Here is a 26,374-nt window from a genome sequence, read left to right as displayed (position 1 = left end):
ACTGTAGCATCAGTCGACGTTCTTCCAGATGTTCTGCTTTATGGATATACGCAGCACGTACACCATTACGCTCCTGATGGCTCATCTGACGTTCCACAGCATCGCGGGACCACAAACCTGATTCAATCAATGCACTGCACGCCATCGCCCGGAATCCATGGCCACAGACTTCCTTGGTTGTGTCATACCCCATCACTCTGAGGGCCTTATTTACGGTATTTTCACTGATTGGTTTACGCGGGTCATGTGCTCCCGTAAAGATCAGACCATTTTCACCAGCCCATGTCTGAAGTTCTGTCAGTATGGCTACAGCCTGTTTGCTGAGTGGCACAAGATGTGGTGTTCGCATCTTGGAGCCCCGGTGTGAGAATTTTACCCCTGGCAGAGGTTTGCGTTCGGCTGGAATAGTCCACATTGAATTGTCAATATCAATTTCAGCCCAGCGGGCATATCTGAGTTCACTGGAGCGAATAAAAACCAGTAAATTCAGCATAACAGCAAGCCGGGTGACAGGCTGACCTTTATAACTGTTAATACGCGACAGAAGTTCAGGCAGACGTGAAAGATCAAGAGCGGGGCGATGCTGTCGTTTTACAGAGGTCAATGCGCCAGCCATATCCAGAGCAGGATTATATCTGATGATGCCAGACTGTACGGCATAACGCATTACAGCAGATATTCTTTGCTGCAGACGACTGGCGATTTCATAAATTTGTTTAGCTTCTGCAGCACGAACAGGGATAAGCAGGTCCGGGGTATTGAGTGTTGTGATGTTCCGGTTGCCGATAAAGGGGAAAACGTGTGTTTCGAGGCTTTTGAGTACCTTATCGCTGTGTGATTGTGCCCATTGTTTATTACTGGCATGCCAGCGTCGTGCAATATGTTCAAAAGAGAGTTGTAAATCAGGGACTACTTTTTTAGCTCTTTTCTGTTCGCAAGGGTCAATCCCCTCCGAAATCAGTTTTCGGGCCTCATCCCGTTTTGTACGAGCTTCGGAGAGAGAAACCTCCGGGTATACACCAAGTGCCAGAGTTTTCTCCTTACCCAGAATGCGATAACGGAGACGCCAGTAACGGGAACCATTAGGATGTACCAGCAGGAACATGCCAGCCCCGTCAGTGAGTTTATAAGCCTTGTCAGTGTGCTTTGCAGCCCGGATTTTTGCGTCAGTCAGTGCCATAGTTCAGCCTTCTGAATGCGTTAAAGAGGGTACAAATTCTGTCGAACTGGGGTATACCCGCAATTATACCCACACAATGGGGTTGATGTGGGGGGAGTCTGGTTGAGTTCGGTAGAATTGATTTGGCGGCAGGACGCTTAAATCGTGGCGTCCTAAAACGAAAAACGGACCTCCGTGGAGGTCCGTTTATATGAATTTGGTGCCCGGACTCGGAATCGAACCAAGGACACGGGGATTTTCAATCCCCTGCTCTACCGACTGAGCTATCCGGGCAACGGGGCGCATTAAACCGTAATCTGCACATCTCGTCAACTCAATTTCACGTTTTGCTGTCTGGTTGCTTATCTTTGCGGCAATTTGCGCAGTTCTGGACCATTGCTGCGGAAAATTACATCACTCCCATATCACCTTCCCGCGGTTTCCAGCCGCTTTGGATGGCTGTGACATGCCGTTTACCTGTAAGCAAATAGCCTGGTATAAAACCGTCTTCTTGTCTCGGGGAGGTGATAATTATTTCTGCATCTACACCATTTTGGTAATAACCGTGATGGCTGGCAACGGTGCCTATGTAACATTTGTTATTCAACCAGACAGGAATGACGGCAACACGTTCAAAGGTGTAATGCAGTGGCTCCCCATAGCGGTAGTTGTCAGCATCTGCGGCAGACGTGTTTGGTGGAATTGGGCATATGGCTGCAGGTGGTTGATTTGAGGGCATATCTTTAATGAGATGGTCCTGCATCCGGGCGAGAGCTTTCAACAGGCTTTTGCGGTCTTTATCACTGATAGCCGGGAGTTCTTTGCTGTGGGCTTTCATTATTTCTAAGGCATAGCGGTAACGAATCGTCACAACAGGAACTTTGTCTGTGTTGATAAAAGGTCGCAGTAAATAAAGGTTATCTTCGCCAAACTGCCCGTTATACCAGAGCGCATAAACCTGGCCGTGTATGCGAACCCATTGGCTCCACTGGTTAGCACCACGTCCGGATTCCGAGAACAACGCACCTGCTATATCAAGATTTTCATCGTCAGTGCTCTTTACCGCATAAAACGTCTTATCCCCGCGTTTTAGTACGCCCGTGTAGCTAAAAAGCCCCGTACCACCAACATAACAGTCAATAATGAGATCGCGTTTTCCGTCACCATCTAAATCAACCAACACATAGTCGATTCGCCCATTTTCGGAAACGCCTCCGACAGGTGATTGTTTAAAGGCCTGCCATTCATCGTCACTGATTTCGGCTGAGGGTTTATGATCGGGTAATGGATTATCTTGTTCATCGATGCCTTGCACTGAGAAATCCGTAGACTGCCCCATTAATGGAAACTGGTCAGAAACTTTCTTCAGATTCAGTTCTGGGTTAATCGCTTTTTCTTTATTGATGGCATCATGAAGAGACTTTAGCGCGGCATTATCTTTGTCGATGTCTTGTTGCGCGCGGACATGGCTCACGAATGTGGGTAGCGTCCAGACTCCGTTAACAGATAAAGTTCCCCGACCACCACTACGGTATTCATCGGTTAATGCAAACGTTTTTCCGGTCCAGCGCCAGATCTGTATCGGCTCGGCAAATTTTATTATCTCTCCGTCCTCATAGCCGCTTGCATCGTTGGTAATCAACTGCGGAGAGGCTGTTAACGTGGAGTTAGTCAGCCACATGGCGTAACGGGAGATATCGAAACATGCGGTTTGAATTAACGTATGATTTTTATCAACCGGAATGGCGTAATAGCGGTTATTTCCCTCCTCCGCCCTACAGTTCATCTCTGGTGTTAGTTGAAGCTGTGACTGGATATTTTGGAGCTGTAATTCCGTTAGTTGTGTAATTTTCGGCGATGAGATAACGGGGCGTGTCGCGATAAGCGGTGTGGGAGATTCGGGGAGTGCTTCGAAAATGTTGTCAGGTCCTGGCTTAAGCAGGGCGCTTGCGGTATTGATACGTTTTTGGAACGCATCCATTTTCAGCAGTACGGCGTCAGATCCTGCCAGAGAGAGCATTTTACGTTCGCCGTCGGCTTCAAATTCAATCATGTCATTTTGTTGTAATGCCCGAATAAAGGCAGACCTGATGTCACTTCCCAGCAAAAAATAGCCATCAGAAACAGGAATAAGTGGCCTTTGTTTTTGATTATTAATAAAAAGCACGGCAGTAGAGATGGGGGATTGCCCTTGTTCTCGTTGGGCAAAAGTTACCTCTATTCGGGTATCAGGGGATATACCAGCTCGACGCGTCAGCAATGCACTGACGTTATCACCATAGCCCGCTGCGCGGCAGGTGCCGGTGTTGTCACAGGCGAGTTCCCAGTCTTTATGGCTGAAAGTAAGGCCACTTATAGCATTGGCAAAGAAGGGTATAACGAAAAGAGCGGCAAGTGTGGCGTGGTGAAGAAGGCGCATATAATTCCCTTTTACATATCCGTGTTGATGGAATTATATGCGTATACGAAAGGGCCAGAAATCCGAATTACGTCAAAGCGCCACCCTGGCGGCAGCGGGCGAAGCGCAGGATATCTTCCGCCAGCCGATGTGCGGTGTCGACATCCGCCTGGCTACGATTCACCAGCATTCGGCTTAAACAGCCTTCCAGCACCAGTTCCATCTGCTTTGCTACCATCGCCGGATCGTCAACTTCCAGTGTGGTTAACAGTTCGTGGGTGAAATCGTAGGCCGCGCTTTTTTGCTGATCGGCCAGTTGATGAATAGGGTGGCCAGGATCGGGATAAAACGTACAGGCAGCGATAAACAGACAGCCCGGATAGCGGTTGTTTTTAACGCACTCCGATAGCGCCTGATAACGCGCCAGCAGCTTTTGTTCGGCGGTTTGCGTTTCGTCCAGCATCAGCTGACGACGCCAGACATCTATCTGTTGGCTAAGATAGCGCAGCGCATCATAGAGGATTGCCTCTTTGTCTGGCCAGAAGCGGCGTAGCTCGTCCAGTGGATAATCCACACGTTCAGCAACCATCTCCAGCGTGGTGTTGGCAATCCCTTGTAATTCTAATAATTTCAGGGCTTCTCCCAGTACATCTTCACGTTGCACGCTATTTTCCTCCGTCTTTCCCACTGCAAGTGTCGTTCACGGTTGGCGATCGCGCAAATGTGCGCTGAAGGTTTCAGCATCCATAAAGCCCGTGACACGCGCTTGCGGATGCTCCTGGCCTTGTCCGTCAAAAAAGAGAATTGTCGGTAGGCCAAGGACATTAAGATGCTTTAACAGCGCCACATCTTGGGCGTCGTTGGCAGTGACGTTAGCCTGAAGTAAGACCGTGTCTGCTAACGCTTTTTGCACCTGCGGGTCGCTGAAGGTGTATTTCTCAAACTCTTTACAGGCGACGCACCAGTCGGCATAGAGATCTAACATCACTGGTTTGCCTTTGGCTTCAACGAGCGCCTGATTTAACTCATCTACCGTTTTGATTTGTGTAAAGTTGAGATGCGTCTGAGTTTGCGCGGTATGCGTCGCACCAAATGCCCAATCCTGAAGTGGGCGCACGCTAACCAATGCTGCTGCCAGCAGAATTATTTGCACTACGCTCATCCAGCCGCGTTTGGCCTGTAGGCTGGTGATAAAGGCCCAGCCAAAGAATGCGACACCAAGCGCCGACCACAAGCGTAATCCCCATATATCACCAATCACTCGCTCCAGCAGGAAGACCGGCAGTGCGAGGATCACAAAACCAAACGCGGTTTTGACTTGTTCCATCCACGGGCCGCTTTTCGGCAGCAAGCGGTTACCAAAGACGGTAATTAGCATCAGCGGCAGGCCCATGCCCAACGCATAGAGATAAAGCGTGCCGCCGCCCAGCCACATGTTCCCGCTTTGGGCGATATACAGCAGAATCGCGCTAAGCGGTGCGGTGGTGCATGGTGAACAGATCAGTCCGGCAATCGCCCCCATAACAAACACACCGCCAGGTGAGCCGCCCTGTTGGCGATTGCTCATCAGCGTGAGGCGCGTTTGCAGCGAAGAGGGGAGTTGCAGGGTAAACAAGCCAAACATTGACATCGCCAGCAAGGTAAAGACGATAGCGAGGCCAATGAGCACGTATGGGTGCTGTAGCGCCGCCTGGAACTGTAACCCTGCGGCGGCAACCACCAGACCCAGTGCCGTGTAAGTCAGCGCCATCCCCTGCACATAAATAAAGGTCAGCAACAATGCTCTGGCAGTGGAGAGCCGCTGTTTACTGCCCAGCACGATGCCAGAAATCAGTGGGTACATTGGCAGCACGCATGGCGTAAAGGCGATACCAATACCGATCAACAACGCCCAGAGCGCGGAAAAGGGCAATTGCGCGGTGGGCTGCTCTTGCTGCGGAACAGACACAAGCTGTGACGCTGCGTTGTTGGCGACCACTTCGCTTAACGGAACGGTTTTGGTTTCTGGCGGATAACAGAAACCAGCATCAGCACAGCCCTGGTAGGTGACAGTTAACGTCGCTCCCGCACTCGCCTGGTTGATGGTTACGGGAAGCGTCAGCCGATCGCGGTAAATCTCGCTTTTGCCGTAAAACTCATCTTCATGCCAGACGCCTTGCGGCAGCTGCACGTCGGCAATTTTCGCGTGTTCCGGCGTAATGCGGACCTGTTTACGGTAGAGGTAGTAACCGTCTTTGATCTGCCAGGTCAGATTCAGGTCATGTTGGTTTTGCTGAAAATCAAAAGCAAAGGCTTGATCCGCGGGGACAAATTGTGAACGTCCCGGCGCGTCGAATAATCCGGCAAAAACGGAAGTGCTGCAAAGTAGCAGGATCAGCGTAAAGATGCGTTGAGCCATGAGAGGTAATCTGTGTCTCCGTGTGTAACAGGTAAAACCAGAAGTTCCGGGGTTTGATATGGATGATGAGACTTCAGGCATTCCAGCAGTGCCTGCTGGAGAGATACGGTAGTTTTTAAAATCATCTGCACTTCGTATTCTTGCTCCAGCTTACCTTCCCAGTAATAGAGAGAGGTCGCGCCGGGGATCAAGGTCGCGCAGGCCGCCAGTTTTTCCGCCAGCACTTTGGCGGCTAAATCCTGGGCTGTCGCTTCATCCGGTGCCGTACATAGCACCACGACAGACGCGGTATTCGAACTTTTTTCATCAAGCATAAACACCTCGCAAGAACAGATGGAACCGCAAGAGAGAGGTCACTATACAACGGACGGGGGAAGGATGTTAGTCGGCGGGAAAGAAAGCGGGGCCTGAAGCCCCGCGATTGGTCATTACAGCATGAAGCTACCCAGCACGAAGCCGAAGCAAACGGCCAGGGCAACACCCAGAGTACCCGGGATGAAGAACGGATGGTTGAAGACGAATTTACCGATACGAGTTGTACCCGTGTCATCCATCTGTACCGCAGCAACCAGCGTCGGGTAGGTCGGCAGAATGAACAGACCAGACACCGCAGCGAAAGAAGCAACAGCGGTCAGCGGAGAAACGTTCAGTGCCAGAGCCATCGGCATCAGTGCTTTTGCGGTTGCAGCCTGAGAGTACAGCAGAGCAGAAGCAAAGAAGAAGATGACGGCCAGCAGCCACGGATGACCCTGAATCACTTCACCAGCGGTATCTTTGATCCAGTCGATGTTGTTGGAAACGAAAGTATCGCCCAGCCACGCAACACCCAGGATACAAATACAGGCGCTCATACCTGCTTTGAAGGTGCTGGAGTTGAGGATGTTGTCGGTATCGACTTTACAGATAACGGTGGTCAGAGTTGCAACGCTGAGCATGATGATCAGGATTGCGTTGGTGGTGTTCATCAGCGGTTTTTCAACCAGACCCATGCTTGGGCTGTTGATGATTGCATAGATAACCACGCCAACTACGCCCAGCAGGAACAGCCAGACGGACGTTTTTGCACCGGATTTGATTTCAATCTGCTTTTCACCGCGCAGTTCAACGAGGCCTTCTTCCAGACGCTTGCGATAAATCGGATCGTCAGAGAGTTTGGAGTTGAACAGCATAGTGACCAGGAAGGACATCACCAGAACCGCCAGCAAGGTGGACGGGATGACCACGGAGAGCAGATGGAGGTAGCTGATGCCATGACCTTCCATTACGGAAGACATGTAAACCACGGCCGCTGAGATTGGCGATGCGGTGATCGCAATCTGCGCGGATACCACTGCAGTAGACAGCGGACGGCACGGTTTAACGCCTTGTTCCTTCGCAACTTCAGCGATAACAGGCAGCGTTGCCAGAGAGATGTTGCCAGTACCAGCAAAGATTGTCAGGAAATAGGTCACGATCGGCGCGAGGATCGTGATGTATTTCGGGTTACGGCGCAGCAGCTTTTCTGTCTGATGAACCAGATAGTCCAGACCGCCAGCAACCTGCATGGCAGAAATAGCGGCGATAACCGCCATGATAATGGAAATGACATCGAACGGGATGTTACCGGGTTTAACGCCAATAGCGGCAAGAACCAGCACCCCCAATCCGCCTGCAAAACCAATACCTATTCCCCCCAATCTGGCGCCCAAGAAGATCGCCAGCAAAACTATGATGAGTTCTACAACTAGCATATTAGCCTTCCTTGTTTTTTAACAAGTTGATATTAGATTGTTATTTTTAAGTTACTGCTCACAAGAAAAAAGGCACGTCATCTGACGTGCCTTCTCTATTTGTACTACCCTGTACGATTACTGTTCGCTTTCATCAGTATAGCGTTTTGCTTTGTAAGCCGGGTGCATCAGATTCTGTACGGAGAAAATATCGTCAAGTTCCGCTTCAGTCAACAGACCGCGTTCCAGAACGACTTCACGTACACTCTTACCGGTTTCGGCACAGATTTTACCCACGATGTCACCGTTGTGGTGACCGATGAACGGGTTCAAGTAAGTAACGATACCGATAGAGTTGTAAACGTAACCTTCGCACACTTCTTTGTTAGCCGTGATGCCGTTAATGCATTTTTCCAGCAGGTTGTAGCAAGCGTTGGTCAGAATGTGAACGGATTCGAACATAGCCTGGCCAATGACCGGCTCCATAACGTTCAACTGCAGCTGACCTGCTTCTGCTGCCATGGTAACAGTGGTGTCGTTACCGATGACTTTGAAGCATACCTGGTTAACCACTTCCGGAACAACCGGGTTTACTTTAGCTGGCATGATGGAAGAGCCCGCCTGCAGTTCCGGCAGGTTGATCTCGTTCAGGCCGGCACGTGGACCAGAAGAGAGCAAGCGCAGGTCGTTACAGATTTTGGACATCTTCACAGCCAGGCGTTTCAGCGCGCCGTGAACCATAACATAAGCGCCGCAGTCAGAGGTCGCTTCGATCAGGTCTTCAGCCGGTACGCATGGGAAGCCAGTGACTTCAGCCAGTTTTTTCACTGCCAGCGGAGAGTACTCTTTCGGCGTGTTCAGACCAGTACCGATTGCTGTTGCGCCAAGGTTAACTTCCAGCAGCAGTTCAGCGGTACGTTGGATATTTTTCACTTCTTCTTTCAGCAGGATGCTGAAAGCGCGGAATTCCTGACCGAGGGTCATCGGTACTGCGTCCTGCAGCTGGGTACGACCCATTTTCAGGATGTCCTGGAATTCGACAGCTTTACGTTCAAAGCCTTCACGCAGTTGGTTAATCGCATCTACCAGCTTAATCAGGGAAGAGTAAACTGCGATACGGAAACCGGTCGGGTAGGCGTCGTTAGTGGACTGACATTTGTTAACATGGTCGTTCGGGTTCAGGTACTGATATTCACCTTTCTGGTGACCCATCAGTTCCAGACCGATATTGGCCAGCACTTCGTTGGTGTTCATGTTTACGGAAGTACCTGCGCCGCCCTGGTAGACGTCTACCGGGATGATCCATGCATTTTCCGTTGTTCAGGACTTCATCACATGCGGCAATGATGGCATTCGCTACACTTTTAGGAATGGTTTGCAGCTCTTTGTTTGCCATAGCTGCGGCTTTTTTAACCATTACCATACCGCGAACAAATTCAGGAATATCACTGATTTTGTTGTTGCTGATATAGAAGTTTTCAATCGCTCTCAGAGTGTGAACACCATAGTAGGCATCAGCTGGAACTTCCCTGGTACCCAACAGATCTTCTTCGATACGAATGTTGTTTGACATGTGAACCTTCTTTTTCAAGCTGCCAATGATTTGCTTTAAACACACAGAATATATGTGGTTTCGAATGTTTTTCGACCGACGATTATCCCCTGCATCGACCGAATACCCGAGATCATATGCTGCTTGAGGATTTCTACCGTAATCTGGATCACTTTAAGTGTCGGTTTTTACCCCTTAATTATTAATTTGTGAAATAGATCACCGCTTTGGGATTACTACCAAAAATAGTTGCGCAAACATCTTGAAATTTTGCTAATGACCACAATATAAGCTGAACGCGATTCGCAACCCATTCAGGTAGCCGGGTTTAACCGGCTGCTATTACAGGAGAAACCTTTGCGCTGGTTACCTTTTATTGCCATTTTTCTTTATGTCTATATTGAGATTTCAATCTTTATTCAAGTTGCCCATGTATTGGGGGTATTGCTGACCCTCGTGCTGGTTATATTCACGTCAGTTATCGGTATGTCACTGGTACGTAACCAGGGCTTTAAGAATTTCGTGCTGATGCAGCAAAAAATGGCGGCAGGTGAAAACCCAGCGGCGGAGATGATTAAAAGTGTTTCGCTGATCATTGCCGGTTTGCTGCTTTTATTACCGGGCTTTTTCACCGACTTCCTCGGTCTTCTGCTTTTATTACCGCCGGTGCAAAAGCATCTGACAGTGAAGTTGATGCCGCATTTGCGCTTTTCTCGCATGCCAGGCGGCGGTTTTAGCGCCGGGACCGGTGGCGGTAATACTTTTGATGGTGAGTACCAGCGAAAGGATGATGAGCGCGACCGCCTTGATCATAAAGACGATCGCCAGGATTAATGCCGAAACGCCGGATTATGTGGTTATGCCATTTTCCGGCGTTTTTCGTTTAGGCAGAAACAGCCATAACCCCGCCAGCATGATCAGCGCATAGAGACTTTTCCAGCCGACCATTGCCAGTAACAGAACGCATAACAGCCCGCCAACCACCGCCAGTAGTCGATAACGTCCTTGCAATAATTTACAGCCTGCCAGCATGCATAACAGATAAATCATAATAAAGATGCCATTGGCATAGATGATAAGTGCGTCCAGATTGATCTCTAAAGCATGAATCACCAACGTGCTCACCACGCAGCAGCCGAGCACTGCATTGAGGGCATTATTCGGGATATGACGAGAAGAGAGGCGTGCCAGGTAGTGGTCAGGATTATGTTGCGCCTGCGACCAGACCAGGCGGGCGAAGCTCTGTATATAAATGTTGAGACTGGCAAAGCAGGCCAGATAGCCAATCACGCAGGCAATCCATAACGCTCCTACACCGAACAGTTGCACTACAATTTTTGGAAGCGATGCTGCTGCCGCCATTTGTTCACCATAGGCGTCGAAGTGTAAGACGACTACCGTACAGCCCCAGTAAACTAATCCTGCCAGCAGCAGACCAATCATCAAAGCACGAGGAAAATCACGCTCTGGATTTTTAAATTCCGAGGCAAGATGGGCAAATGCTTCCAGACCGACAAAGCACCAGAACATCACTGATAACGCAGCAAATAACCCGGTAAGTTCGATATTACCAGGTGCAGGGAAGGGGATATTCGCAGGTTTGATATCGCCCGCCCACCAGATAGCGACAATCAGCGCGACGATAAGTCCGGCAATAACTGTTTGTAGATTAGCACTGGAACTGGCACCGCGCGTACCGATATACCACACCAACGCCAGCGTACCGAGTTCTGCTAACAACAGTTGCCAGCTATGCCAGCCAAACATTGCCTGGCCGAAGCCGGCAGCAATTTGTAGCGCGGCAGGCAAACCTACGGGAATGACCGATAAAAACAGCCAGCCGGTGACTCGCTCAAGCCGCGAACCAAACGCCATACCGACGAAGTGTGCGACGCCGCCTGCACTGGGATAGTGGCGACCCAGAATCGCAAACACAATTGCAATCGGGAACACTAAGATAATCAAAACGGGCCACGCCCACAGGCTGGTATTGCCTGCTACCAGTGCAGCTAACGCAGGAACGGCAAACACGCCAGTGCCTAATAATGACGTCGATAGCAGGCCGATGCCCTGGGCCAGCCCCAGTTCTTGTTTGAGTCCACTCATGGGTTGATGTCCGATTGCGCCCAAATCTTGGGCAACTGCGTAGATTTTCGATGGTAGCACAATCAGATTCGCTTATGACGGCGATGAATAAATTGCGATGAAATGTGAGGTGAATCAGTGTTTTCACCCGATTTTGTGCTGATCAGAATTTTTTTTCATTTTCCCCCTTGAAGGGGCGAAGCCTCACCCCCATTTCTCTGGTCACCAGCCGGGAAACCGCGTAAGGTCCGGCGTCACCCATAACAGATACGGACTTTCTCAAAGGAGAGTTATCAATGAATATTCGTCCATTGCATGATCGCGTGATCGTCAAGCGTAAAGAAGTTGAAACTAAATCTGCTGGCGGCATCGTTCTGACCGGCTCTGCAGCGGCTAAATCTACCCGTGGCGAAGTGCTGGCTGTCGGCAATGGCCGTATCCTTGAAAATGGCGAAGTGAAGCCGCTGGACGTGAAAGTTGGCGACATCGTTATTTTCAACGATGGCTACGGTGTGAAATCTGAGAAGATCGACAATGAAGAAGTGTTGATCATGTCCGAAAGCGACATTCTGGCAATTGTTGAAGCGTAATCCGCGCACGACACTGAACATACGAATTTAAGGAATAAAGATAATGGCAGCTAAAGACGTAAAATTCGGTAACGACGCTCGTGTGAAAATGCTGCGCGGCGTAAACGTACTGGCAGATGCAGTGAAAGTTACCCTCGGTCCGAAAGGCCGTAACGTAGTTCTGGATAAATCTTTCGGTGCACCGACCATCACCAAAGATGGTGTTTCCGTTGCTCGTGAAATCGAACTGGAAGACAAGTTCGAAAACATGGGTGCGCAGATGGTGAAAGAAGTTGCCTCTAAAGCGAACGACGCTGCAGGCGACGGTACCACCACCGCAACCGTACTGGCTCAGGCTATCATCACTGAAGGTCTGAAAGCTGTTGCTGCGGGCATGAACCCGATGGACCTGAAACGTGGTATCGACAAAGCCGTTACCGCTGCAGTTGAAGAACTGAAAGCGCTGTCCGTACCGTGCTCCGACTCTAAAGCGATTGCTCAGGTTGGTACTATCTCCGCTAACTCCGACGAAACCGTAGGTAAACTGATCGCTGAAGCGATGGACAAAGTCGGTAAAGAAGGCGTTATCACCGTTGAAGACGGTACTGGTCTGCAGGACGAACTGGACGTGGTTGAAGGTATGCAGTTCGACCGTGGTTACCTGTCTCCTTACTTCATCAACAAGCCGGAAACTGGCGCAGTAGAACTGGAAAGCCCGTTCATCCTGCTGGCTGACAAGAAAATCTCCAACATCCGTGAAATGCTGCCGGTTCTGGAAGCCGTTGCAAAAGCAGGCAAACCGCTGCTGATCATCGCTGAAGATGTTGAAGGCGAAGCGCTGGCAACTCTGGTTGTTAATACCATGCGTGGCATCGTGAAAGTCGCTGCGGTTAAAGCTCCGGGCTTCGGCGATCGTCGTAAAGCTATGCTGCAGGATATCGCAACCCTGACTGGCGGTACCGTAATCTCTGAAGAGATCGGTATGGAGCTGGAAAAAGCAACCCTGGAAGACCTGGGTCAGGCTAAACGTGTTGTGATCAACAAAGACACCACCACCATCATCGATGGCGTGGGTGAAGAAGCTGCAATCCAGGGCCGTGTTGCTCAGATCCGTCAGCAGATTGAAGAAGCAACTTCTGACTACGACCGTGAAAAACTGCAGGAGCGCGTAGCGAAACTGGCAGGCGGCGTTGCAGTTATCAAAGTTGGTGCTGCTACCGAAGTTGAAATGAAAGAGAAAAAAGCACGCGTTGAAGACGCCCTGCACGCGACCCGTGCTGCGGTAGAAGAAGGCGTGGTTGCTGGTGGTGGTGTTGCGCTGATCCGCGTAGCGTCTAAACTGGCAGACCTGCGTGGTCAGAACGAAGACCAGAACGTAGGTATCAAAGTTGCACTGCGTGCAATGGAAGCTCCGCTGCGTCAGATCGTCCTGAACTGCGGCGAAGAACCGTCTGTTGTTGCTAACACCGTTAAAGGCGGCGACGGCAACTACGGTTATAACGCAGCAACCGAAGAATACGGCAACATGATCGACATGGGTATCCTGGACCCAACCAAAGTAACCCGCTCTGCTCTGCAGTACGCGGCTTCTGTGGCTGGCCTGATGATCACCACCGAGTGCATGGTTACCGACCTGCCGAAAAACGATGCAGCTGACTTAGGCGCTGCTGGCGGTATGGGCGGCATGGGTGGCATGGGCGGCATGATGTAATTGCCCTGCACCTCGCAGAAATAAACAAACCCCCGGGCAGAAATGTCTGGGGGTTTTTCTTTTAGTCATCTTTTTAGTATAAGATTCACACACAGACGCGAGTGGCGTCCAGCTCATTGATTATGGGGAATAACATGCACGTAAAATACTTAGCAGGGATTGTCGGTGCCGCGCTACTGATGGCGGGTTGTAGCTCCAGCAACGAATTGAGCGCTGCCGGACAGAGCGTTCGCATCGTGGACGAGCAACCAGGTGCGGAGTGCCAGCTGATTGGTACTGCGACAGGTAAGCAAAGTAACTGGCTTTCCGGGCAACACGGTGAAGAAGGCGGTTCTATGCGTGGTGCGGCAAACGATCTGCGCAACCAGGCGGCAGCAATGGGCGGTAACGTGATTTATGGTATCAGCAGCCCGTCGCAGGGAATGTTGTCCAGTTTTGTCCCGACGGATAGCCAGATTATCGGCCAGGTATATAAGTGCCCGAATTGATGTGATTCAGAGGCTGGATGACTCCAGCCTCGCATTAGCAAAGATGAGATTATTTCGCTTGTGGTGCACTTTTGCTGATGGACTGAACACGTAAGTGATGCAGCGCGCGTAAGCATTGATCCTGGGTTAGCGGTTGGGTGTTATTTGCCGCTACGGTGCGAACATAGACCTGACATGGCACACCCGCGAGTTTTTTCAGTCTGGGGCTGAAATCAAGCATTCGGCGAGTGATCGCCTCCACTTCTTTACCCGGCGTTGCTTCACGCGTTTTCACCACTGCGCCGCTAAATTGTTCTTTGCCACTTTCATCTTTAAAGCGGTAAAGCACCGCCAGATAATGGTTGAACAAGTTATGTTTCCATTCCGGTTGGGAATAGGTGTCATATTCCAGATTGCCATTGTCCTGGCAGTCAACGTCGTATAACGGCAGGAAATCTAACAGTGAGGTAATACGTAATGCCAGTTCACGCATTTCCGCATTATTAATTGCATGAATGATTGCTCGCGCCAGCATTTCAATCTGCAATTCATTGATGACTAACTCACATTTGCTACCGTCATGTAGCGTTAATACGAAGGTAAGATTTTCACCCTGATTATCGGTAAGTTCCAGCGTGTTAACTCGACGATTAATATCGGCATTTTTAAGCTCATCAACCAGAATTTCTGGGATATTTTCTGCCATTTTCTTAATGACTTTATCGCGAGCTTGCTCATACTGAAGGCGTGCTGCAGCATCCAGTTTATGCTTTTGATGCAGACGGCTTTCCAGCGCAATCAGCAGGTCTCGCAGTTCCATGACAGACATAAAGAACAACGATTCTTTATTGCGAGGCTCTTTAATTTTCAGCGCCAGTGCAATGAAATTATTACTCTTGCGAATAACACCGGTATTAACTCCCTTGATGCTTATGGCCATGTAGGTTCTCCCTAACCATTTCTCAATTAAATAATTAATTTTAATTTATAAGCCAGATAAATGGGCTTGGTAGTAATAGTTGTTAAAATAACATAAATAGCCGTGCTCACTCTATATAAACAGAAAAGAAAGGTTAATTATTGGTGTTGGTTATATAAAAAGTAATAACAGCAATGTATATGAATAATTAAAGGTTATGCAACGTGCAAAGATTAAACTTCCCTGTTTAATCAGTTACTGCTGGCGTAGCTGGAGATCCAGTGGCGTTTTACTGGGTTCGCCGCCAATCTCGCGCGCCAGTTTCGGCACCATATATCCAGATACCAGCGTCAGCAACTCACGCATAATCTGCCGTGCTTCGTCATCACTCACCATAAAATGCGCCGCGCCCTGCACTTTATCGAGCACATGCAGGTAATACGGCATCACGCCCGCATCGAACAACGCATTACTCAGGTTTGCCAGCGTTTGTGCGTTATCGTTCACACCACGTAACAGAACGCTCTGGTTCAGCAAAGTAACGCCTACCCGGCGCAACTTAGCCATCGCCTGGCGGAATGTTTCATCTACCTCATTGGCATGGTTGATGTGATTCACCAGCAAGATTTGCAGCGTAGAATGTGAAAAGCGTTCAACCAGCGCATCTGTGATGCGTGCCGGGATCACAATCGGCAGACGGCTGTGAATCCGCAGACGTTTGATATGCGGGATGGCTTCCAGTTGTGTAAGCAACCAGTCCAGCTCGTGATCTTTCGCCATCAATGGATCGCCGCCGGAGAAAATCATCTCGTCCAGTTCCGGATGCGCTGCAACATACTCAAGTGCCGTCTGCCAGTTTCGCTTGTTGCCCTGATTTTCGGCATACGGGAAATGGCGACGGAAGCAATAGCGGCAATTTACCGCGCAGCCGCCTTTGACCAGCAAAAGCGCCCGGTTGTGGTATTTATGCAACAAACCTGGCACTACGCTGTGCTGTTCTTCCAGCGGGTCGGTGGAGAATCCGGGCGCGACGACAAACTCATCTTGCGAGGTAAGTACCTGACGCAAAAGTGGATCGTCCGGATTGCCTTTCTCCATGCGATCGATAAATGAGCGGGGAACACGCAGGGCAAACAGCTTTTTGGCGCTGCGTCCGGCCAACAGTTTTTCGTCCGCGTCTATATTCAAAAGACGCAGAAGTTCATCAGGATCGGTCACAACATCGGCAAGTTGCGTTAACCAATCTTCTCTGGATGGGGTATTTAGGGTTACAATATGCGCCATTTTGTGGCTTAGCTACCAATTAATAAATTTCAGAGGGCCTTATGGCAACGTACTATAGCAACGATTTTCGTGCTGGTCTTAAAATCATGTTAGACGGCGAACCTTACGCGGTTGAAGCGAGTGAATTCGTAAAACCGGGTAAAGGCCAGGCATTTGCTCGCGTTAAACTGCGTCGTCTGCTGACCGGTACTCGCGTAGAAAAAACCTTCAAATCTACTGATTCCGCTGAAGGCGCTGATGTTGTCGATATGAACCTGACTTACCTGTACAACGACGGTGAGTTCTGGCACTTCATGAACAACGAAACTTTCGAGCAGCTGTCTGCTGATGCAAAAGCAATTGGCGACAACGCCAAATGGTTGCTGGATCAGGCAGAGTGTATCGTAACTCTGTGGAATGGTCAGCCGATCTCCGTTACTCCGCCGAACTTCGTTGAACTGGAAATCGTTGATACCGATCCGGGCCTGAAAGGTGATACCGCAGGTACTGGCGGCAAACCGGCTACCCTGTCTACTGGCGCTGTGGTTAAAGTTCCGCTGTTCGTACAAATCGGCGAAGTCATCAAAGTGGATACCCGCTCTGGTGAATACGTCTCTCGCGTGAAGTAATGCGGTTGTGGTGCGGCCTGCAGGCTGCACCATCACTTATTCAGGTCAGAGATGATGAAACGCCTTATCGTTCTTGTTTTGCTTGCCAGCACGCTGCTCACGGGCTGTAACACCGCTCGCGGTTTCGGCGAAGATATCAAACATCTCGGCAACTCCATCTCCCGCGCTGCCAGCTAATTTTTCTTCTCTTCCGAAAAATCATCAGATTTCCATCATTTTTGGCGATGTTGTCTATTATTAATTTGCTATAGGCAAACATAAATAACATTACCTAAAAGGAAGACGTTATGGTGAAGAAGACAATTGCAGCGATCTTTTCTGTTCTGGTGCTTTCAACAGTATTAACTGCTTGCAACACCACGCGTGGCGTTGGTGAAGATATCTCTGATGGCGGTAACGCGATTTCTGGTGCAGCAACAAAAGCACAGCAATAAGCAATAACGGTACGACAGCTGTGTCGTGCCGTTTGTTTTTTTGCGATAGTCACTAAGGTAATAGTTGAAATTCCTCTGCCACCTGGCAAAATATTCGTTCAACCAACCGCTTTGCAGGACGACCTGCAAACGCGTCTTTTCACCGGGGACGGCCCCAATTCTCCGGAGCCTGATATGTCCTGGATTATCTTAGTTATTGCTGGTCTGCTGGAAGTGGTATGGGCCGTTGGTCTGAAATATACCCACGGTTTTAGTCGTTTGACGCCAAGTGTTATTACCGTGACGGCGATGATTGTCAGTATGGCGCTACTTGCGTGGGCGATGAAATCGTTACCGGTGGGGACGGCTTATGCTGTGTGGACGGGGATTGGCGCAGTCGGCGCGGCCATCACCGGCATTGTGCTGCTCGGTGAGTCCGCTAATCCGATGCGCCTGGCGAGTCTGGCGTTAATCGTATTGGGGATTATTGGTCTGAAACTCAGCACTCATTAACTACCGGGCTGCTGTACCCAAATAAACTTACTGACATCAAACCCTTCCCGGGTCGCGACTGCCAGCATCTCCTGTTTCACTTCGTCAGAAATGGTTGGCGTGCGGGAGAGTATCCACAGGTAGTCGCGGTCCGGACCGCAAACCAGCGCATGGCGGTATTCCCGATCGAGTGCAATAACGTTATAACCGCCATAGAAAGGACCAAAGAATGACACTTTCAGCGCAGCGCGAGTTGGTGCGCCGGTAAAGTACGCTTTCCCTTCACTCTGTTGCCACATTTCTCTGTCAGGGTTATAGCCTTTATTAATGACATTCAGGCCGCCGTCATCCCGTAGGCTGTATGTTGCGGTGACTTTTTCCAGTCCACGTTCAAAGCGGTGATCAAAACGGGCAATCTCATACCAGGTACCGAGATAACGTTTGGCGTCGAAATTATTCACTACTGTCACGCCACGCGGCGGCGTAGGAGAACTGCAGGCAACGACCAGAAATGCAGCTGTCGCTGCGGCAACGAGAGGGAGCAGGCGCATAAATGTTTCCTTACTGGTTTTTTTCTAAGTGTAGATGACAGCAAGGAAAAGCGGAGAAAAGGTCCGAAAATTCGGACCCGATGAAATTTTACTGTAGAGCGTTGAGAATCTGCCAGGCGGCGGTAACTCTCGCTGGATTGGGATAATTTTTGTTAGCCAGCATCACGATACCCAGCTCTTTTTCTGGAATAAACGCGACATAGCTACCAAATCCGCCGGTCGCCCCCGTTTTATGTACCCATGATGCGCGTACTGCAGGAGTTGGGGGCGTAATCGCTTTTACGGGGCGTGCTGCCAGTGCAATTTTATTGTCACTGCCGTTAATGATAATGTCAGGATTTACCGGCCAGTCCAGCATTTCCCAGCCCAGGCCCTGATACATATCGCCGGTTTGCCAGTAGCGAGATTGTGCCAGTTGTATCCCTTGTTGAAGTGTTTTCTCATTGATATCACGGGGTTTTAAATTGCTTTGCACCCAGCGGGCCATATCTTCAATGGTCGACTTCACACCATAAGCTTCAGCATCTAACGCCCCTGGCGAAACATGCACTGCCTTACCTTCGCGATATCCCCAGGCGTAATTCTTTTCTTCTGCGGACGGCACATTAATCCACGTATGAGTGAGTTTGAGTGGCTGGAAAACACGAGTTTGCATCGCCTGTTCAAAGCTCAAACCGGATGGTTTCACCGCCAGTGCACCGAACAACCCAATACTGGCGTTGGCATACAGACGTTGTGTTCCTGGAGCCCATGCAGGCTGCCAGTTTTGATAGAAGCGCAGCAAGTCGCTTGAGGATTTAACGTCATCCGGCACCTGCAATGGCAGGCCGCCAGCGGTGTAGGTCGCAAGATGTAATAGTGTGATCCCATTCCACTGTTTAGCGGTAAGTTCAGGCCAGTATTTTGTCGCGGGATCGCTTAACTTGATTTCCCCTCGTGCAATAGCGTTGCCACCAAGCACGCCCGTAAATGTTTTGCTGACCGAACCTAACTCAAACAACGTTTGCTGTGTGACGGGCTGCTTTTTGGCGATGTCCGCATAGCCCCAGGTAAAGTAATAAGGTTTACCCTGATAAATTACCGCCACCGCCATACCGGGGATCTTTTGTTGCTCTATAAGCGGGGTAATTGTGCGATGCACAATATCGTTGATTTGTTGAGGGGCAGCAAATGTGGAGCAAGAGGCGGTAATTAATAAGGCGCAGAGCGTCGTTTTGAACATAGGGTCTGGTTTCCATACAAAACGGCCCGCCATAGGCGGGCCGGATTTACATTGGCGATGCGTTAGATTGTAACGACACCAATCAGTGTGACAACTGTCAGGATAGCAGCCAGACCGTAGAAAACCCATTTGCCCGCAGGTACGTGGATTTTCAGATCGTGCATCGCGTGGTGCATACGGTGTAAACCACACCACAGCGGCAGAACGATCATCAGGAACAGGAATACGCGACCAATGAAGCTCTGCGCGAACGCCAGAACGCGCTCGTAGCTCAGTGCGTCACCCGGAAACAGCCCCAGTGGCAGCAGAATACCAACCAGCAGGATCATCACCGGCGCAATAATTGCGCTCCACATACCACCGGCCCCGAAGAGGCCCCAGAATACCGGTTCGTCAGAACGCTTTGGATTTGGATTAATCATCTCAGGCTCCTTACCAGTACAGGGCAACAAACAGGATTACGATGGTGGCAACCACAGTTACCGCCCAGAGGCTTTTGATAATTGGCTCTGGTCCCATTTTTTCGTCTTTTACAATGATATTGGCCGCTTTCGGTGCCAGCTCAAACCAGGTTTTGGTGTGCAGCAGGGCTGCCGCCAGAGTGATCAGGTTAATGATCACGATAACCGGGTTTTGTAAAAAGTCGACGAATCCCGCCCAGGCTTCCGGGCCATTTTTCAGGGCAAACAACCCGAAAATCAGTTCAATGCTGAACCACACAGCCGGAACTGCCGTGCCTTCGCGCAGCATGTAAAAGCGATAAAACGGCAATTTTTTCCACCAGGTGGACGTCATTGGCCGTACATACGGTTTACGTTTAGTCGTCATGTTGCACTCCTTAGCGTGGTTTCAGGGTCGCGATAAGAAAGTCTTTCGAACTTTCTACTTTGCCCTGCTGAATGGCCGCAGCCGGATCGACGTGTTTCGGACAGACTTCGGAGCAGTAGCCCACGAAAGTACAGCTCCATACGCCGTTCTGGCTGTTCAACTGCGCCATACGCTCCTTCTTACCGTGATCGCGGCTATCTTCGTTATAACGATGCGCCAGCGTAATGGCAGCCGGACCGATGAACTCTGGGTTCAGGCCAAACTGCGGGCACGCGGCGTAGCACAGACCACAGTTGATGCAACCGGAGAACTGGTGATACTTCGCCATCTGCGCCGGGGTCTGGATGTTAGTACCCTGATCCGCGGTGCGGGAGTTGCCGATGATGTACGGTTTGATCGCTTCCAGACTTTCGATGAAGTGGGTCATATCGACCACCAGATCGCGTTCAATCGGGAAGTTAGCTAACGCTTCAACCTTCATACCGTCGGTGTAGTCACGCAAGAAGGTTTTGCATGCCAGTTTTGGCACGTTGTTAACCATCATGCCGCAGGAACCACAAATCGCCATACGGCAGGACCAGCGGTAGCTCAGGTCCGGTGCCAGGTTGTCTTTGATGTAGCCCAGCGCATCCAGTAATGAGGTAGTTGCGTCATAAGGCACTTCATAGAATGCGCTATGCGGTGCGGTATCGACTTCCGGGTTATAGCGCACCACCTCAATTTTCAGGTTTTTCATCTCAGCCATTCGCCTTCTCCTTCTTATTGGCTGCTTCCGCCTTATCGGCTGCATCCGCTTCGCCACCGTAAACGCGTTTAGCTGGCGGCAGCGTAGTAATCTTCACGTCGCTGTACTCCAGGCGAGTAGTGCCATCAGCATCGCGGAAGGCGAGGGTGTGTTTGAGGAAGTTGACGTCGTCACGCTCGGTGCAACCTTCGTCCAGGCGCTGGTGCGCGCCGCGAGACTCTTTACGTGCCATTGCAGAGTGCGCCATACATTCAGCAACGTTCAGACCGTGGCCCAGTTCAATGGTGTAGAGCAGGTCGGTGTTGAACACGCTGGAGGTGTCGGTGATGCGCACGCGCTTGAAGCGTTCCTGTAGCTCAGCCAGCTTGTCGATGGTTTTCTGCATCAGTTCCGGCGTACGGTAGATACCGCAACCTTCTTCCATAGCCAGGCCCATTTCGTCGCGGATCTTCGCCCAGTTTTCGCCGCCATCCTGGTTAACCAGATCTTTCAGACGTTGTTCAACGCCAGCAGCCTGCGCTTCAATTGCCGCTTCGTTGCCATTACCGGCAGTTGCTGCACGTTCTGTCGCTTGTTCACCGGCCAGACGACCGAAGACCACCAGTTCCGCCAGGGAGTTGGAGCCCAGACGGTTTGCGCCGTGCAGACCAACAGAGGAACATTCACCCACGGCGAACAGACCTTTAATGCGGGTTTCACAGTTCTGATCGGTTTCGATACCGCCCATGGTGTAGTGTGCGGTCGGACGTACTGGAATCGGTTCTTTAACCGGATCGACACCAACGTACGCTTTCGCCAGTTCGCAGATGAACGGCAGACGTTCATGCAGTTTTTTCTCGCCGAGGTGACGCAGGTCGAGATAAACCACATCGCCACGCGGCGTGGAGATGGTGTTGCCTTTACGCCATTCGTGCCAGAAGGCCTGAGAAACTTTGTCGCGTGGACCCAGTTCCATATATTTGTTTTTCGGCTCGCCCAGCGGAGTTTCCGGGCCCATACCGTAATCTTGCAGATAACGGTAGCCATTTTTGTTGACCAGAATACCGCCTTCACCGCGGCAGCCTTCGGTCATCAGGATACCGGAACCTGGCAGACCGGTTGGGTGATACTGAACGAATTCCATGTCACGCAGCGGAACGCCGTGGCTTAGCGCCATACCCATACCGTCACCGGTAACGATGCCGCCGTTGGTGTTGTAACGATAAACGCGACCTGCACCGCCGGTAGCCATAACGACCGCGTTAGCACGGATCTGCACCAGCGTGCCTTCCATCATGTTCATTGCTACCAGGCCGCGAACATGACCATCATCAACCAGAATATCCAGCACGAAATGTTCGTCAAAACGCTGGATCTGCGGGAATTGCAGAGAAGTCTGGAACAGCGTGTGCAGCATATGGAAGCCGGTTTTATCGGCGGCGAACCAGGTACGCTCGATTTTCATGCCGCCGAAGCGACGTACGTTGACGCTACCATCCGGGCGACGGCTCCATGGGCATCCCCACAGTTCCAGTTGGGTCATTTCGGTTGGGCAGTGGTGGACGAAATAATCCACGACATCCTGCTCACACAACCAGTCGCCACCCGCTACTGTATCGTGAAAGTGATATTCGAAGCTGTCATGATCCTGCGCGACAGCGGCGGAGCCCCCTTCTGCAGCAACGGTATGGCTACGCATAGGGTATACTTTTGAGATTAGTGCGATTTTTGCATTTGGATTTGCCTGCGCGGCAGCAATTGCAGCACGTAATCCCGCGCCACCGGCGCCTACAATGGCAAGATCGGCTTGAAAGGTTTGCACGACATTCCTCCAGATTGTTTTTATCCCACAGCCCCGTACTTCAGGGTAAGTGCCTGAAAGTTACGGTCTGCGAACGCTATTCCACTGCTCCTTTATAGGTACAACAGTATAGTCTGATGGATAAGTCTGAAATTTGACGAGATCGATTTTTTTAGTGCGCAAGAGGGCTAAATTATCACTGAAGATGATTAATTTAATTACTAAACCATCAGATCGTGCTTTTTTTAGTCACCGCCCACCGTTGATTGATACCTGCGTAAAATTTGTCTCGCCGCCGCGTTGCGAGTAGACTTCGTGCCCTTGTCAAAAAATGGAGATTTAACTATGAGCGAAACGGCATCCTGGCAGCCGAGCGCATCCATTCCTAACTTATTAAAACGCGCGGCGATTATGGCGGAGATCCGTCGTTTCTTTGCCGATCGTGGAGTGCTGGAGGTGGAGACGCCTTGTATGAGCCAGGCGACGGTAACCGATATTCATTTGGTCCCGTTTGAGACGCGTTTCGTTGGCCCTGGGCATTCGCAGGGGATGAATCTCTGGTTAATGACCAGCCCGGAATACCATATGAAACGCCTGCTGGTTGCCGGTTGTGGGCCGGTATTCCAGCTGTGCCGCAGCTTCCGTAATGAAGAGATGGGGCGTTATCACAACCCTGAGTTCACTATGCTTGAGTGGTATCGACCGCACTATGATATGTACCGGTTGATGAACGAGGTGGACGATCTCTTACAACAGGTGCTTGACTGCCCGGCAGCAGAAAGTCTTTCTTATCAACAAGCTTTCTTGCGTTATCTGGAAATTGACCCGCTCTCTGCCGACAAAACGCAACTGCGGGAAGTGGCAGCGAAACTGGATTTGAGCAACGTTGCCGATACCGAAGAAGACCGCGACACGCTGCTACAACTGCTGTTTACCTTTGGCGTAGAGCCAAATATTGGCAAAGAAAAACCGACCTTTGTGTACCACTTTCCGGCCAGCCAGGCATCACTGGCGCAAATCAGTACCGAAGATCATCGGGTCGCTGAACGCTTTGAGGTTTATTATAAAGGTATTGAGCTGGCGAATGGTTTCCATGAATTGACGGATGCCCGTGAGCAGCAACAACGTTTTGAACAAGATAACCGTAAGCGCGCGGCGCGCGGTTTGCCGCAGCACCCCATTGACCAGAATCTTATTGAAGCCTTGAAAGTCGGTATGCCTGACTGTTCCGGCGTGGCATTAGGCGTTGATCGTCTGGTGATGTTGGCGCTGGGCGCGGAGACACTGGCTGAAGTCATCGCCTTTAGCGTTGACCGGGCATAATTCTGAAAAATTACTGAATTAACCGCGAAGAATGGCGTGATGAGCGCCATTCTGTAGCATATGTTTTCATTTTTCCGCTAAAGGCCACAATTTAAGACTGGATATTTGATATCATCCAGGTATCAATTCTGTATTGGTTTTTACGCTGCCCGCTCTATGTTGGGCGGTGCAGTTCAGTGGGCGCGTTTTATACACGCGCTGAAATGAAGGATGGTTTCATGCCTCACACGATAAAAAAGATGAGTCTGATAGGACTCATATTGATGATCTTTACTTCCGTATTTGGATTTGCCAATAGCCCATCGGCTTATTACTTAATGGGTTATAGTGCGATTCCCTTTTATATATTTTCTGCATTGTTATTCTTTATTCCATTCGCCTTAATGATGGCTGAAATGGGCGCTGCGTATCGCAAAGAAGAAGGCGGTATCTATTCCTGGATGAATAATAGTGTCGGACCACGTTTTGCCTTCATTGGTACGTTTATGTGGTTTTCCTCTTATATCATCTGGATGGTGAGCACCTCCGCGAAAGTTTGGGTACCGTTCTCAACATTTCTCTACGGTAGCGACATGACCCAGCACTGGCGTATTGCCGGACTGGAACCTACGCAGGTGGTTGGTCTGCTGGCAGTGGCATGGATGATTCTGGTCACCGTCGTTGCTTCAAAAGGGATTAATAAAATTGCCCGTATTACTGCGGTGGGCGGTATTGCAGTAATGTGTCTTAATTTAGTATTGCTGTTAGTAAGCATTGCTATTTTGTTATTAAACGGTGGGCATTTCGCGCAGGATATTAATTTCCTTGCATCACCGAACCCTGGATATCAATCCGGTCTGGCGATGCTATCGTTTGTGGTATTTGCCATTTTTGCCTATGGCGGAATTGAAGCGGTGGGTGGTCTGGTCGATAAAACGGAAAATCCAGAAAAGAACTTTGCCAAAGGTATTGTTTTTGCCGCTATTGTTATTTCAATCGGTTATTCGCTGGCAATATTTTTATGGGGCGTCAGCACAAACTGGCAGCAGGTATTAAGTAATGGTTCCGTTAACCTTGGCAATATTACCTATGTGCTGATGAAGAGCCTCGGGATGACGCTGGGTAACGCACTGCATTTGTCACCTGAAGCGTCATTGTCGCTGGGCGTATGGTTTGCGCGTATTACCGGACTTTCGATGTTCCTCGCTTATACCGGTGCGTTCTTTACGCTTTGCTATTCACCGCTGAAAGCCATCATCCAGGGGACGCCGAAAGCGTTGTGGCCAGAACCGATGACGCGCCTGAATGCGATGGGGATGCCATCTATCGCCATGTGGATGCAGTGCGGATTGGTTACTGTCTTCATCCTGCTGGTTTCGTTTGGTGGCGGTACCGCATCGGCGTTCTTTAACAAGCTGACGCTGATGGCGAACGTGTCTATGACGCTTCCTTACTTGTTCCTCGCGCTGGCTTTCCCATTCTTTAAAGCACGTCAGGATCTCGACAGACCGTTTGTGATTTTCAAAACGCGTATGTCGGCAATGATTGCGACGGTGGTTGTCGTACTGGTGGTGACATTTGCGAACGTCTTCACCATCATTCAACCTGTGGTTGAAGCCGGAGACTGGGACAGCACATTGTGGATGATTGGCGGCCCTGTCTTCTTCTCGCTGTTAGCGATGGCGATTTACCAGAACTATTGCAGCAGAGTGGCAAAAAATCCGCAGTGGGCGGTGGAATAACCCGATGCCCTATCGTCTGCCTGACGATAGGGCGCAATGACAGGGAATTAGTGGGATTTCGTATGCGCTATAGCGAAATTAAACTACGGGTTATCTTATGAGTGCGCGCATGTTTGTCTTATGCTGCATCTGGTTTATTGTGGCGTTCCTCTGGATAACCATCACTTCCGCGCTGGACAAAGAGTGGATGATTGATGGACGCGGGATTAATAACGTCTGCGATGTGCTGATGTATCTCGAAGATGACGATACCCGTGATGTCGGTGTGATAATGACGTTACCGCTCTTTTTCCCTTTTCTCTGGTTCGCTTTGTGGCGAAAAAAACGCGGCTGGTTTATGTACGCCACCGCGCTGGCTATTTTCGGCTATTGGCTGTGGCAGTTTTTTCTGCGCTATCAGTTTTGTTTGTGAGCCGGATGGGTTCATCCGGCACAAAACC

General features: G+C 50.3%; 26 protein-coding genes, 1 tRNA gene and 1 pseudogene. 11 read left to right on the top strand and 17 right to left on the bottom strand.

All coding sequences use genetic code 11. The features are described 5' to 3' along the window. From HEN33_RS06150 to aspA, 8 genes and pseudogenes are all read right to left on the bottom strand, one after another. On the bottom strand, nucleotides 1–1,180 hold a 1,180-nt coding region (locus HEN33_RS06150; protein ID WP_183083422.1), incomplete at its 3' end, for a tyrosine-type recombinase/integrase. A gap of 197 nt (nucleotides 1,181–1,377) precedes the next feature. After that, nucleotides 1,378–1,453: transfer RNA gene (locus HEN33_RS06145), tRNA-Phe, on the bottom strand. Nucleotides 1,454–1,568: 115 nt separating this feature from the next. Next, nucleotides 1,569–3,578, bottom strand: a complete 2,010-nt coding sequence (locus HEN33_RS06140) for a DUF1176 domain-containing protein (RefSeq protein WP_176263487.1) — start codon at nucleotides 3,576–3,578, stop codon at nucleotides 1,569–1,571. A 67-nt stretch (nucleotides 3,579–3,645) separates the two neighbouring features. After that, complete coding sequence (locus HEN33_RS06135) at nucleotides 3,646–4,221, bottom strand: transcriptional regulator (RefSeq protein WP_001188520.1); 576 nt, start codon at nucleotides 4,219–4,221, stop codon at nucleotides 3,646–3,648. Nucleotides 4,222–4,257: 36 nt separating this feature from the next. After that, nucleotides 4,258–5,955: a protein-disulfide reductase DsbD gene (dsbD, locus tag HEN33_RS06130; protein ID WP_176263486.1), complete on the bottom strand. Its 1,698-nt coding sequence runs from the start codon at nucleotides 5,953–5,955 to the stop codon at nucleotides 4,258–4,260. Next, nucleotides 5,931–6,269 carry a divalent cation tolerance protein CutA gene (gene cutA / locus HEN33_RS06125; protein ID WP_000883405.1) on the bottom strand — a complete coding sequence of 113 codons (339 nt, stop codon included), beginning with the start codon at nucleotides 6,267–6,269 and terminating at the stop codon, nucleotides 5,931–5,933. The genes dsbD and cutA overlap by 25 nt, the downstream gene beginning before the upstream one ends. A 114-nt stretch (nucleotides 6,270–6,383) precedes the next feature. Continuing rightward, nucleotides 6,384–7,685, bottom strand: coding sequence for an anaerobic C4-dicarboxylate transporter DcuA (dcuA, locus tag HEN33_RS06120; RefSeq protein ID WP_000961959.1), 1,302 nt, complete (start codon nucleotides 7,683–7,685; stop codon nucleotides 6,384–6,386). Nucleotides 7,686–7,802: 117 nt separating this feature from the next. Continuing rightward, nucleotides 7,803–9,237 (bottom strand): annotated as a pseudogene (gene aspA / locus HEN33_RS06115) (aspartate ammonia-lyase). A gap of 336 nt (nucleotides 9,238–9,573) precedes the next feature. Here aspA and HEN33_RS06110 point away from each other — a divergent pair. Continuing rightward, complete coding sequence (locus tag HEN33_RS06110) at nucleotides 9,574–10,050, top strand: FxsA family protein (protein ID WP_001267448.1); 477 nt, start codon at nucleotides 9,574–9,576, stop codon at nucleotides 10,048–10,050. A gap of 15 nt (nucleotides 10,051–10,065) precedes the next feature. On the opposite strand, the gene yjeH is transcribed toward HEN33_RS06110, so the two are convergent. After that, nucleotides 10,066–11,322, bottom strand: coding sequence for an L-methionine/branched-chain amino acid transporter (gene yjeH, locus HEN33_RS06105; RefSeq protein WP_032185731.1), 1,257 nt, complete (start codon nucleotides 11,320–11,322; stop codon nucleotides 10,066–10,068). Nucleotides 11,323–11,597: 275 nt separating this feature from the next. Here yjeH and HEN33_RS06100 point away from each other — a divergent pair, with 275 nt between their 5' ends. From HEN33_RS06100 to HEN33_RS06090, 3 genes are all read left to right on the top strand, one after another. Then, nucleotides 11,598–11,891 (top strand): co-chaperone GroES, encoded by a 294-nt coding sequence (locus HEN33_RS06100; protein WP_001026276.1) that lies wholly within the window; start codon nucleotides 11,598–11,600, stop codon nucleotides 11,889–11,891. Nucleotides 11,892–11,934: 43 nt separating this feature from the next. Beyond that, a complete protein-coding gene (groL, locus tag HEN33_RS06095) occupies nucleotides 11,935–13,581 on the top strand; it encodes a chaperonin GroEL (RefSeq protein ID WP_000729117.1) in 1,647 nt (548 codons plus the stop codon). A 134-nt stretch (nucleotides 13,582–13,715) separates the two neighbouring features. Next, entirely contained in the window at nucleotides 13,716–14,069 is a 354-nt protein-coding gene (locus tag HEN33_RS06090; RefSeq protein ID WP_000558209.1) for a DUF4156 domain-containing protein, read from the top strand. A gap of 49 nt (nucleotides 14,070–14,118) precedes the next feature. Here HEN33_RS06090 and HEN33_RS06085 read toward each other — a convergent pair whose 3' ends face one another. Beyond that, complete coding sequence (locus HEN33_RS06085; protein ID WP_176263489.1) at nucleotides 14,119–14,988, bottom strand: YjeJ family protein; 870 nt, start codon at nucleotides 14,986–14,988, stop codon at nucleotides 14,119–14,121. A 234-nt stretch (nucleotides 14,989–15,222) separates the two neighbouring features. Continuing rightward, nucleotides 15,223–16,251 (bottom strand): EF-P beta-lysylation protein EpmB, encoded by a 1,029-nt coding sequence (epmB, locus tag HEN33_RS06080; protein ID WP_000940518.1) that lies wholly within the window; start codon nucleotides 16,249–16,251, stop codon nucleotides 15,223–15,225. 41 nt (nucleotides 16,252–16,292) lie between these two features. On the opposite strand from epmB, the gene efp reads away from it, so the two are divergent. The 4 genes from efp (at nucleotide 16,293) to sugE (ending at nucleotide 17,785) form a co-directional block, all read left to right on the top strand. Then, nucleotides 16,293–16,859: an elongation factor P gene (gene efp, locus HEN33_RS06075; RefSeq protein ID WP_000257278.1), complete on the top strand. Its 567-nt coding sequence runs from the start codon at nucleotides 16,293–16,295 to the stop codon at nucleotides 16,857–16,859. Nucleotides 16,860–16,910: 51 nt separating this feature from the next. Next, a complete protein-coding gene (gene ecnA, locus HEN33_RS06070; RefSeq protein ID WP_000977757.1) occupies nucleotides 16,911–17,036 on the top strand; it encodes a lipoprotein antitoxin entericidin A in 126 nt (41 codons plus the stop codon). Between the two features lie 110 nt (nucleotides 17,037–17,146). Continuing rightward, complete coding sequence (ecnB, locus tag HEN33_RS06065) at nucleotides 17,147–17,293, top strand: lipoprotein toxin entericidin B (protein ID WP_000239596.1); 147 nt, start codon at nucleotides 17,147–17,149, stop codon at nucleotides 17,291–17,293. 174 nt (nucleotides 17,294–17,467) lie between these two features. After that, nucleotides 17,468–17,785 (top strand): quaternary ammonium compound efflux SMR transporter SugE, encoded by a 318-nt coding sequence (gene sugE, locus HEN33_RS06060; protein WP_000118482.1) that lies wholly within the window; start codon nucleotides 17,468–17,470, stop codon nucleotides 17,783–17,785. On the opposite strand, the gene blc is transcribed toward sugE, so the two are convergent. The 6 genes from blc to frdA form a co-directional block, all read right to left on the bottom strand. After that, nucleotides 17,782–18,315 carry a lipocalin Blc gene (blc, locus tag HEN33_RS06055; RefSeq protein WP_001238369.1) on the bottom strand — a complete coding sequence of 178 codons (534 nt, stop codon included), beginning with the start codon at nucleotides 18,313–18,315 and terminating at the stop codon, nucleotides 17,782–17,784. The genes sugE and blc overlap by 4 nt on opposite strands. An 88-nt stretch (nucleotides 18,316–18,403) precedes the next feature. Beyond that, nucleotides 18,404–19,537, bottom strand: a complete 1,134-nt coding sequence (locus HEN33_RS06050; protein ID WP_176263639.1) for a BlaEC family class C beta-lactamase — start codon at nucleotides 19,535–19,537, stop codon at nucleotides 18,404–18,406. A 62-nt stretch (nucleotides 19,538–19,599) separates the two neighbouring features. Then, a complete protein-coding gene (frdD, locus tag HEN33_RS06045; RefSeq protein ID WP_000609663.1) occupies nucleotides 19,600–19,959 on the bottom strand; it encodes a fumarate reductase subunit FrdD in 360 nt (119 codons plus the stop codon). A 10-nt stretch (nucleotides 19,960–19,969) separates the two neighbouring features. Then, nucleotides 19,970–20,365 carry a fumarate reductase subunit FrdC gene (gene frdC / locus HEN33_RS06040; RefSeq protein WP_000208757.1) on the bottom strand — a complete coding sequence of 132 codons (396 nt, stop codon included), beginning with the start codon at nucleotides 20,363–20,365 and terminating at the stop codon, nucleotides 19,970–19,972. Nucleotides 20,366–20,375: 10 nt separating this feature from the next. After that, nucleotides 20,376–21,110, bottom strand: coding sequence for a fumarate reductase iron-sulfur protein (frdB, locus tag HEN33_RS06035; RefSeq protein ID WP_000829498.1), 735 nt, complete (start codon nucleotides 21,108–21,110; stop codon nucleotides 20,376–20,378). After that, nucleotides 21,103–22,911 carry a fumarate reductase (quinol) flavoprotein subunit gene (frdA, locus tag HEN33_RS06030; RefSeq protein WP_001192973.1) on the bottom strand — a complete coding sequence of 603 codons (1,809 nt, stop codon included), beginning with the start codon at nucleotides 22,909–22,911 and terminating at the stop codon, nucleotides 21,103–21,105. Before frdA ends, frdB begins: the two co-directional genes overlap by 8 nt. Before the next feature lie 324 nt (nucleotides 22,912–23,235). On the opposite strand from frdA, the gene epmA reads away from it, so the two are divergent. The 3 genes from epmA to HEN33_RS06015 all read left to right on the top strand — a co-directional run bounded on the left by epmA (nucleotide 23,236) and on the right by HEN33_RS06015 (nucleotide 26,346). Then, nucleotides 23,236–24,213 carry an elongation factor P--(R)-beta-lysine ligase gene (epmA, locus tag HEN33_RS06025; RefSeq protein ID WP_000004771.1) on the top strand — a complete coding sequence of 326 codons (978 nt, stop codon included), beginning with the start codon at nucleotides 23,236–23,238 and terminating at the stop codon, nucleotides 24,211–24,213. Nucleotides 24,214–24,431: 218 nt separating this feature from the next. Continuing rightward, the gene (gene yjeM, locus HEN33_RS06020) at nucleotides 24,432–25,934 is read left to right on the top strand and encodes a glutamate/gamma-aminobutyrate family transporter YjeM (RefSeq protein WP_176263638.1); all 1,503 of its coding nucleotides are present in this window, start codon (nucleotides 24,432–24,434) and stop codon (nucleotides 25,932–25,934) included. Nucleotides 25,935–26,031: 97 nt separating this feature from the next. Continuing rightward, nucleotides 26,032–26,346 carry a YjeO family protein gene (locus HEN33_RS06015; protein WP_001276175.1) on the top strand — a complete coding sequence of 105 codons (315 nt, stop codon included), beginning with the start codon at nucleotides 26,032–26,034 and terminating at the stop codon, nucleotides 26,344–26,346. The last annotated feature ends 28 nt before the right edge of the window (nucleotides 26,347–26,374 follow it).

It is taken from the genome of Escherichia sp. 94.0001 (assembly GCF_013369155.2).
Classification (GTDB): Bacteria; Pseudomonadota; Gammaproteobacteria; order Enterobacterales; family Enterobacteriaceae; genus Escherichia; species Escherichia coli_F.
This window is presented reverse-complemented; position numbering and strand designations above follow the sequence as displayed.

Bases quoted from the DNA above. Each gene is read 5' to 3' on its own strand.
- efp (WP_000257278.1), top strand. From the start codon at position 16,293: ATGGCAACGTACTATAGCAACGATTTTCGTGCTGGTCTTAAAATCATG.
- HEN33_RS06140 (WP_176263487.1), bottom strand. From the start codon at position 3,578: ATGCGCCTTCTTCACCACGCCACACTTGCCGCTCTTTTCGTTATACCC.
- cutA (WP_000883405.1), bottom strand. From the start codon at position 6,269: ATGCTTGATGAAAAAAGTTCGAATACCGCGTCTGTCGTGGTGCTATGT.
- HEN33_RS06085 (WP_176263489.1), bottom strand. From the start codon at position 14,988: ATGGCCATAAGCATCAAGGGAGTTAATACCGGTGTTATTCGCAAGAGT.
- groL (WP_000729117.1), top strand. From the start codon at position 11,935: ATGGCAGCTAAAGACGTAAAATTCGGTAACGACGCTCGTGTGAAAATG.
- HEN33_RS06090 (WP_000558209.1), top strand. From the start codon at position 13,716: ATGCACGTAAAATACTTAGCAGGGATTGTCGGTGCCGCGCTACTGATG.
- ecnB (WP_000239596.1), top strand. From the start codon at position 17,147: ATGGTGAAGAAGACAATTGCAGCGATCTTTTCTGTTCTGGTGCTTTCA.
- epmB (WP_000940518.1), bottom strand. From the start codon at position 16,251: ATGGCGCATATTGTAACCCTAAATACCCCATCCAGAGAAGATTGGTTA.
- sugE (WP_000118482.1), top strand. From the start codon at position 17,468: ATGTCCTGGATTATCTTAGTTATTGCTGGTCTGCTGGAAGTGGTATGG.
- yjeH (WP_032185731.1), bottom strand. From the start codon at position 11,322: ATGAGTGGACTCAAACAAGAACTGGGGCTGGCCCAGGGCATCGGCCTG.
- blc (WP_001238369.1), bottom strand. From the start codon at position 18,315: ATGCGCCTGCTCCCTCTCGTTGCCGCAGCGACAGCTGCATTTCTGGTC.
- HEN33_RS06050 (WP_176263639.1), bottom strand. From the start codon at position 19,537: ATGTTCAAAACGACGCTCTGCGCCTTATTAATTACCGCCTCTTGCTCC.
- dsbD (WP_176263486.1), bottom strand. From the start codon at position 5,955: ATGGCTCAACGCATCTTTACGCTGATCCTGCTACTTTGCAGCACTTCC.
- dcuA (WP_000961959.1), bottom strand. From the start codon at position 7,685: ATGCTAGTTGTAGAACTCATCATAGTTTTGCTGGCGATCTTCTTGGGC.
- frdB (WP_000829498.1), bottom strand. From the start codon at position 21,110: ATGGCTGAGATGAAAAACCTGAAAATTGAGGTGGTGCGCTATAACCCG.
- frdD (WP_000609663.1), bottom strand. From the start codon at position 19,959: ATGATTAATCCAAATCCAAAGCGTTCTGACGAACCGGTATTCTGGGGC.
- epmA (WP_000004771.1), top strand. From the start codon at position 23,236: ATGAGCGAAACGGCATCCTGGCAGCCGAGCGCATCCATTCCTAACTTA.
- HEN33_RS06015 (WP_001276175.1), top strand. From the start codon at position 26,032: ATGAGTGCGCGCATGTTTGTCTTATGCTGCATCTGGTTTATTGTGGCG.
- ecnA (WP_000977757.1), top strand. From the start codon at position 16,911: ATGATGAAACGCCTTATCGTTCTTGTTTTGCTTGCCAGCACGCTGCTC.
- HEN33_RS06100 (WP_001026276.1), top strand. From the start codon at position 11,598: ATGAATATTCGTCCATTGCATGATCGCGTGATCGTCAAGCGTAAAGAA.
- yjeM (WP_176263638.1), top strand. From the start codon at position 24,432: ATGCCTCACACGATAAAAAAGATGAGTCTGATAGGACTCATATTGATG.
- frdC (WP_000208757.1), bottom strand. From the start codon at position 20,365: ATGACGACTAAACGTAAACCGTATGTACGGCCAATGACGTCCACCTGG.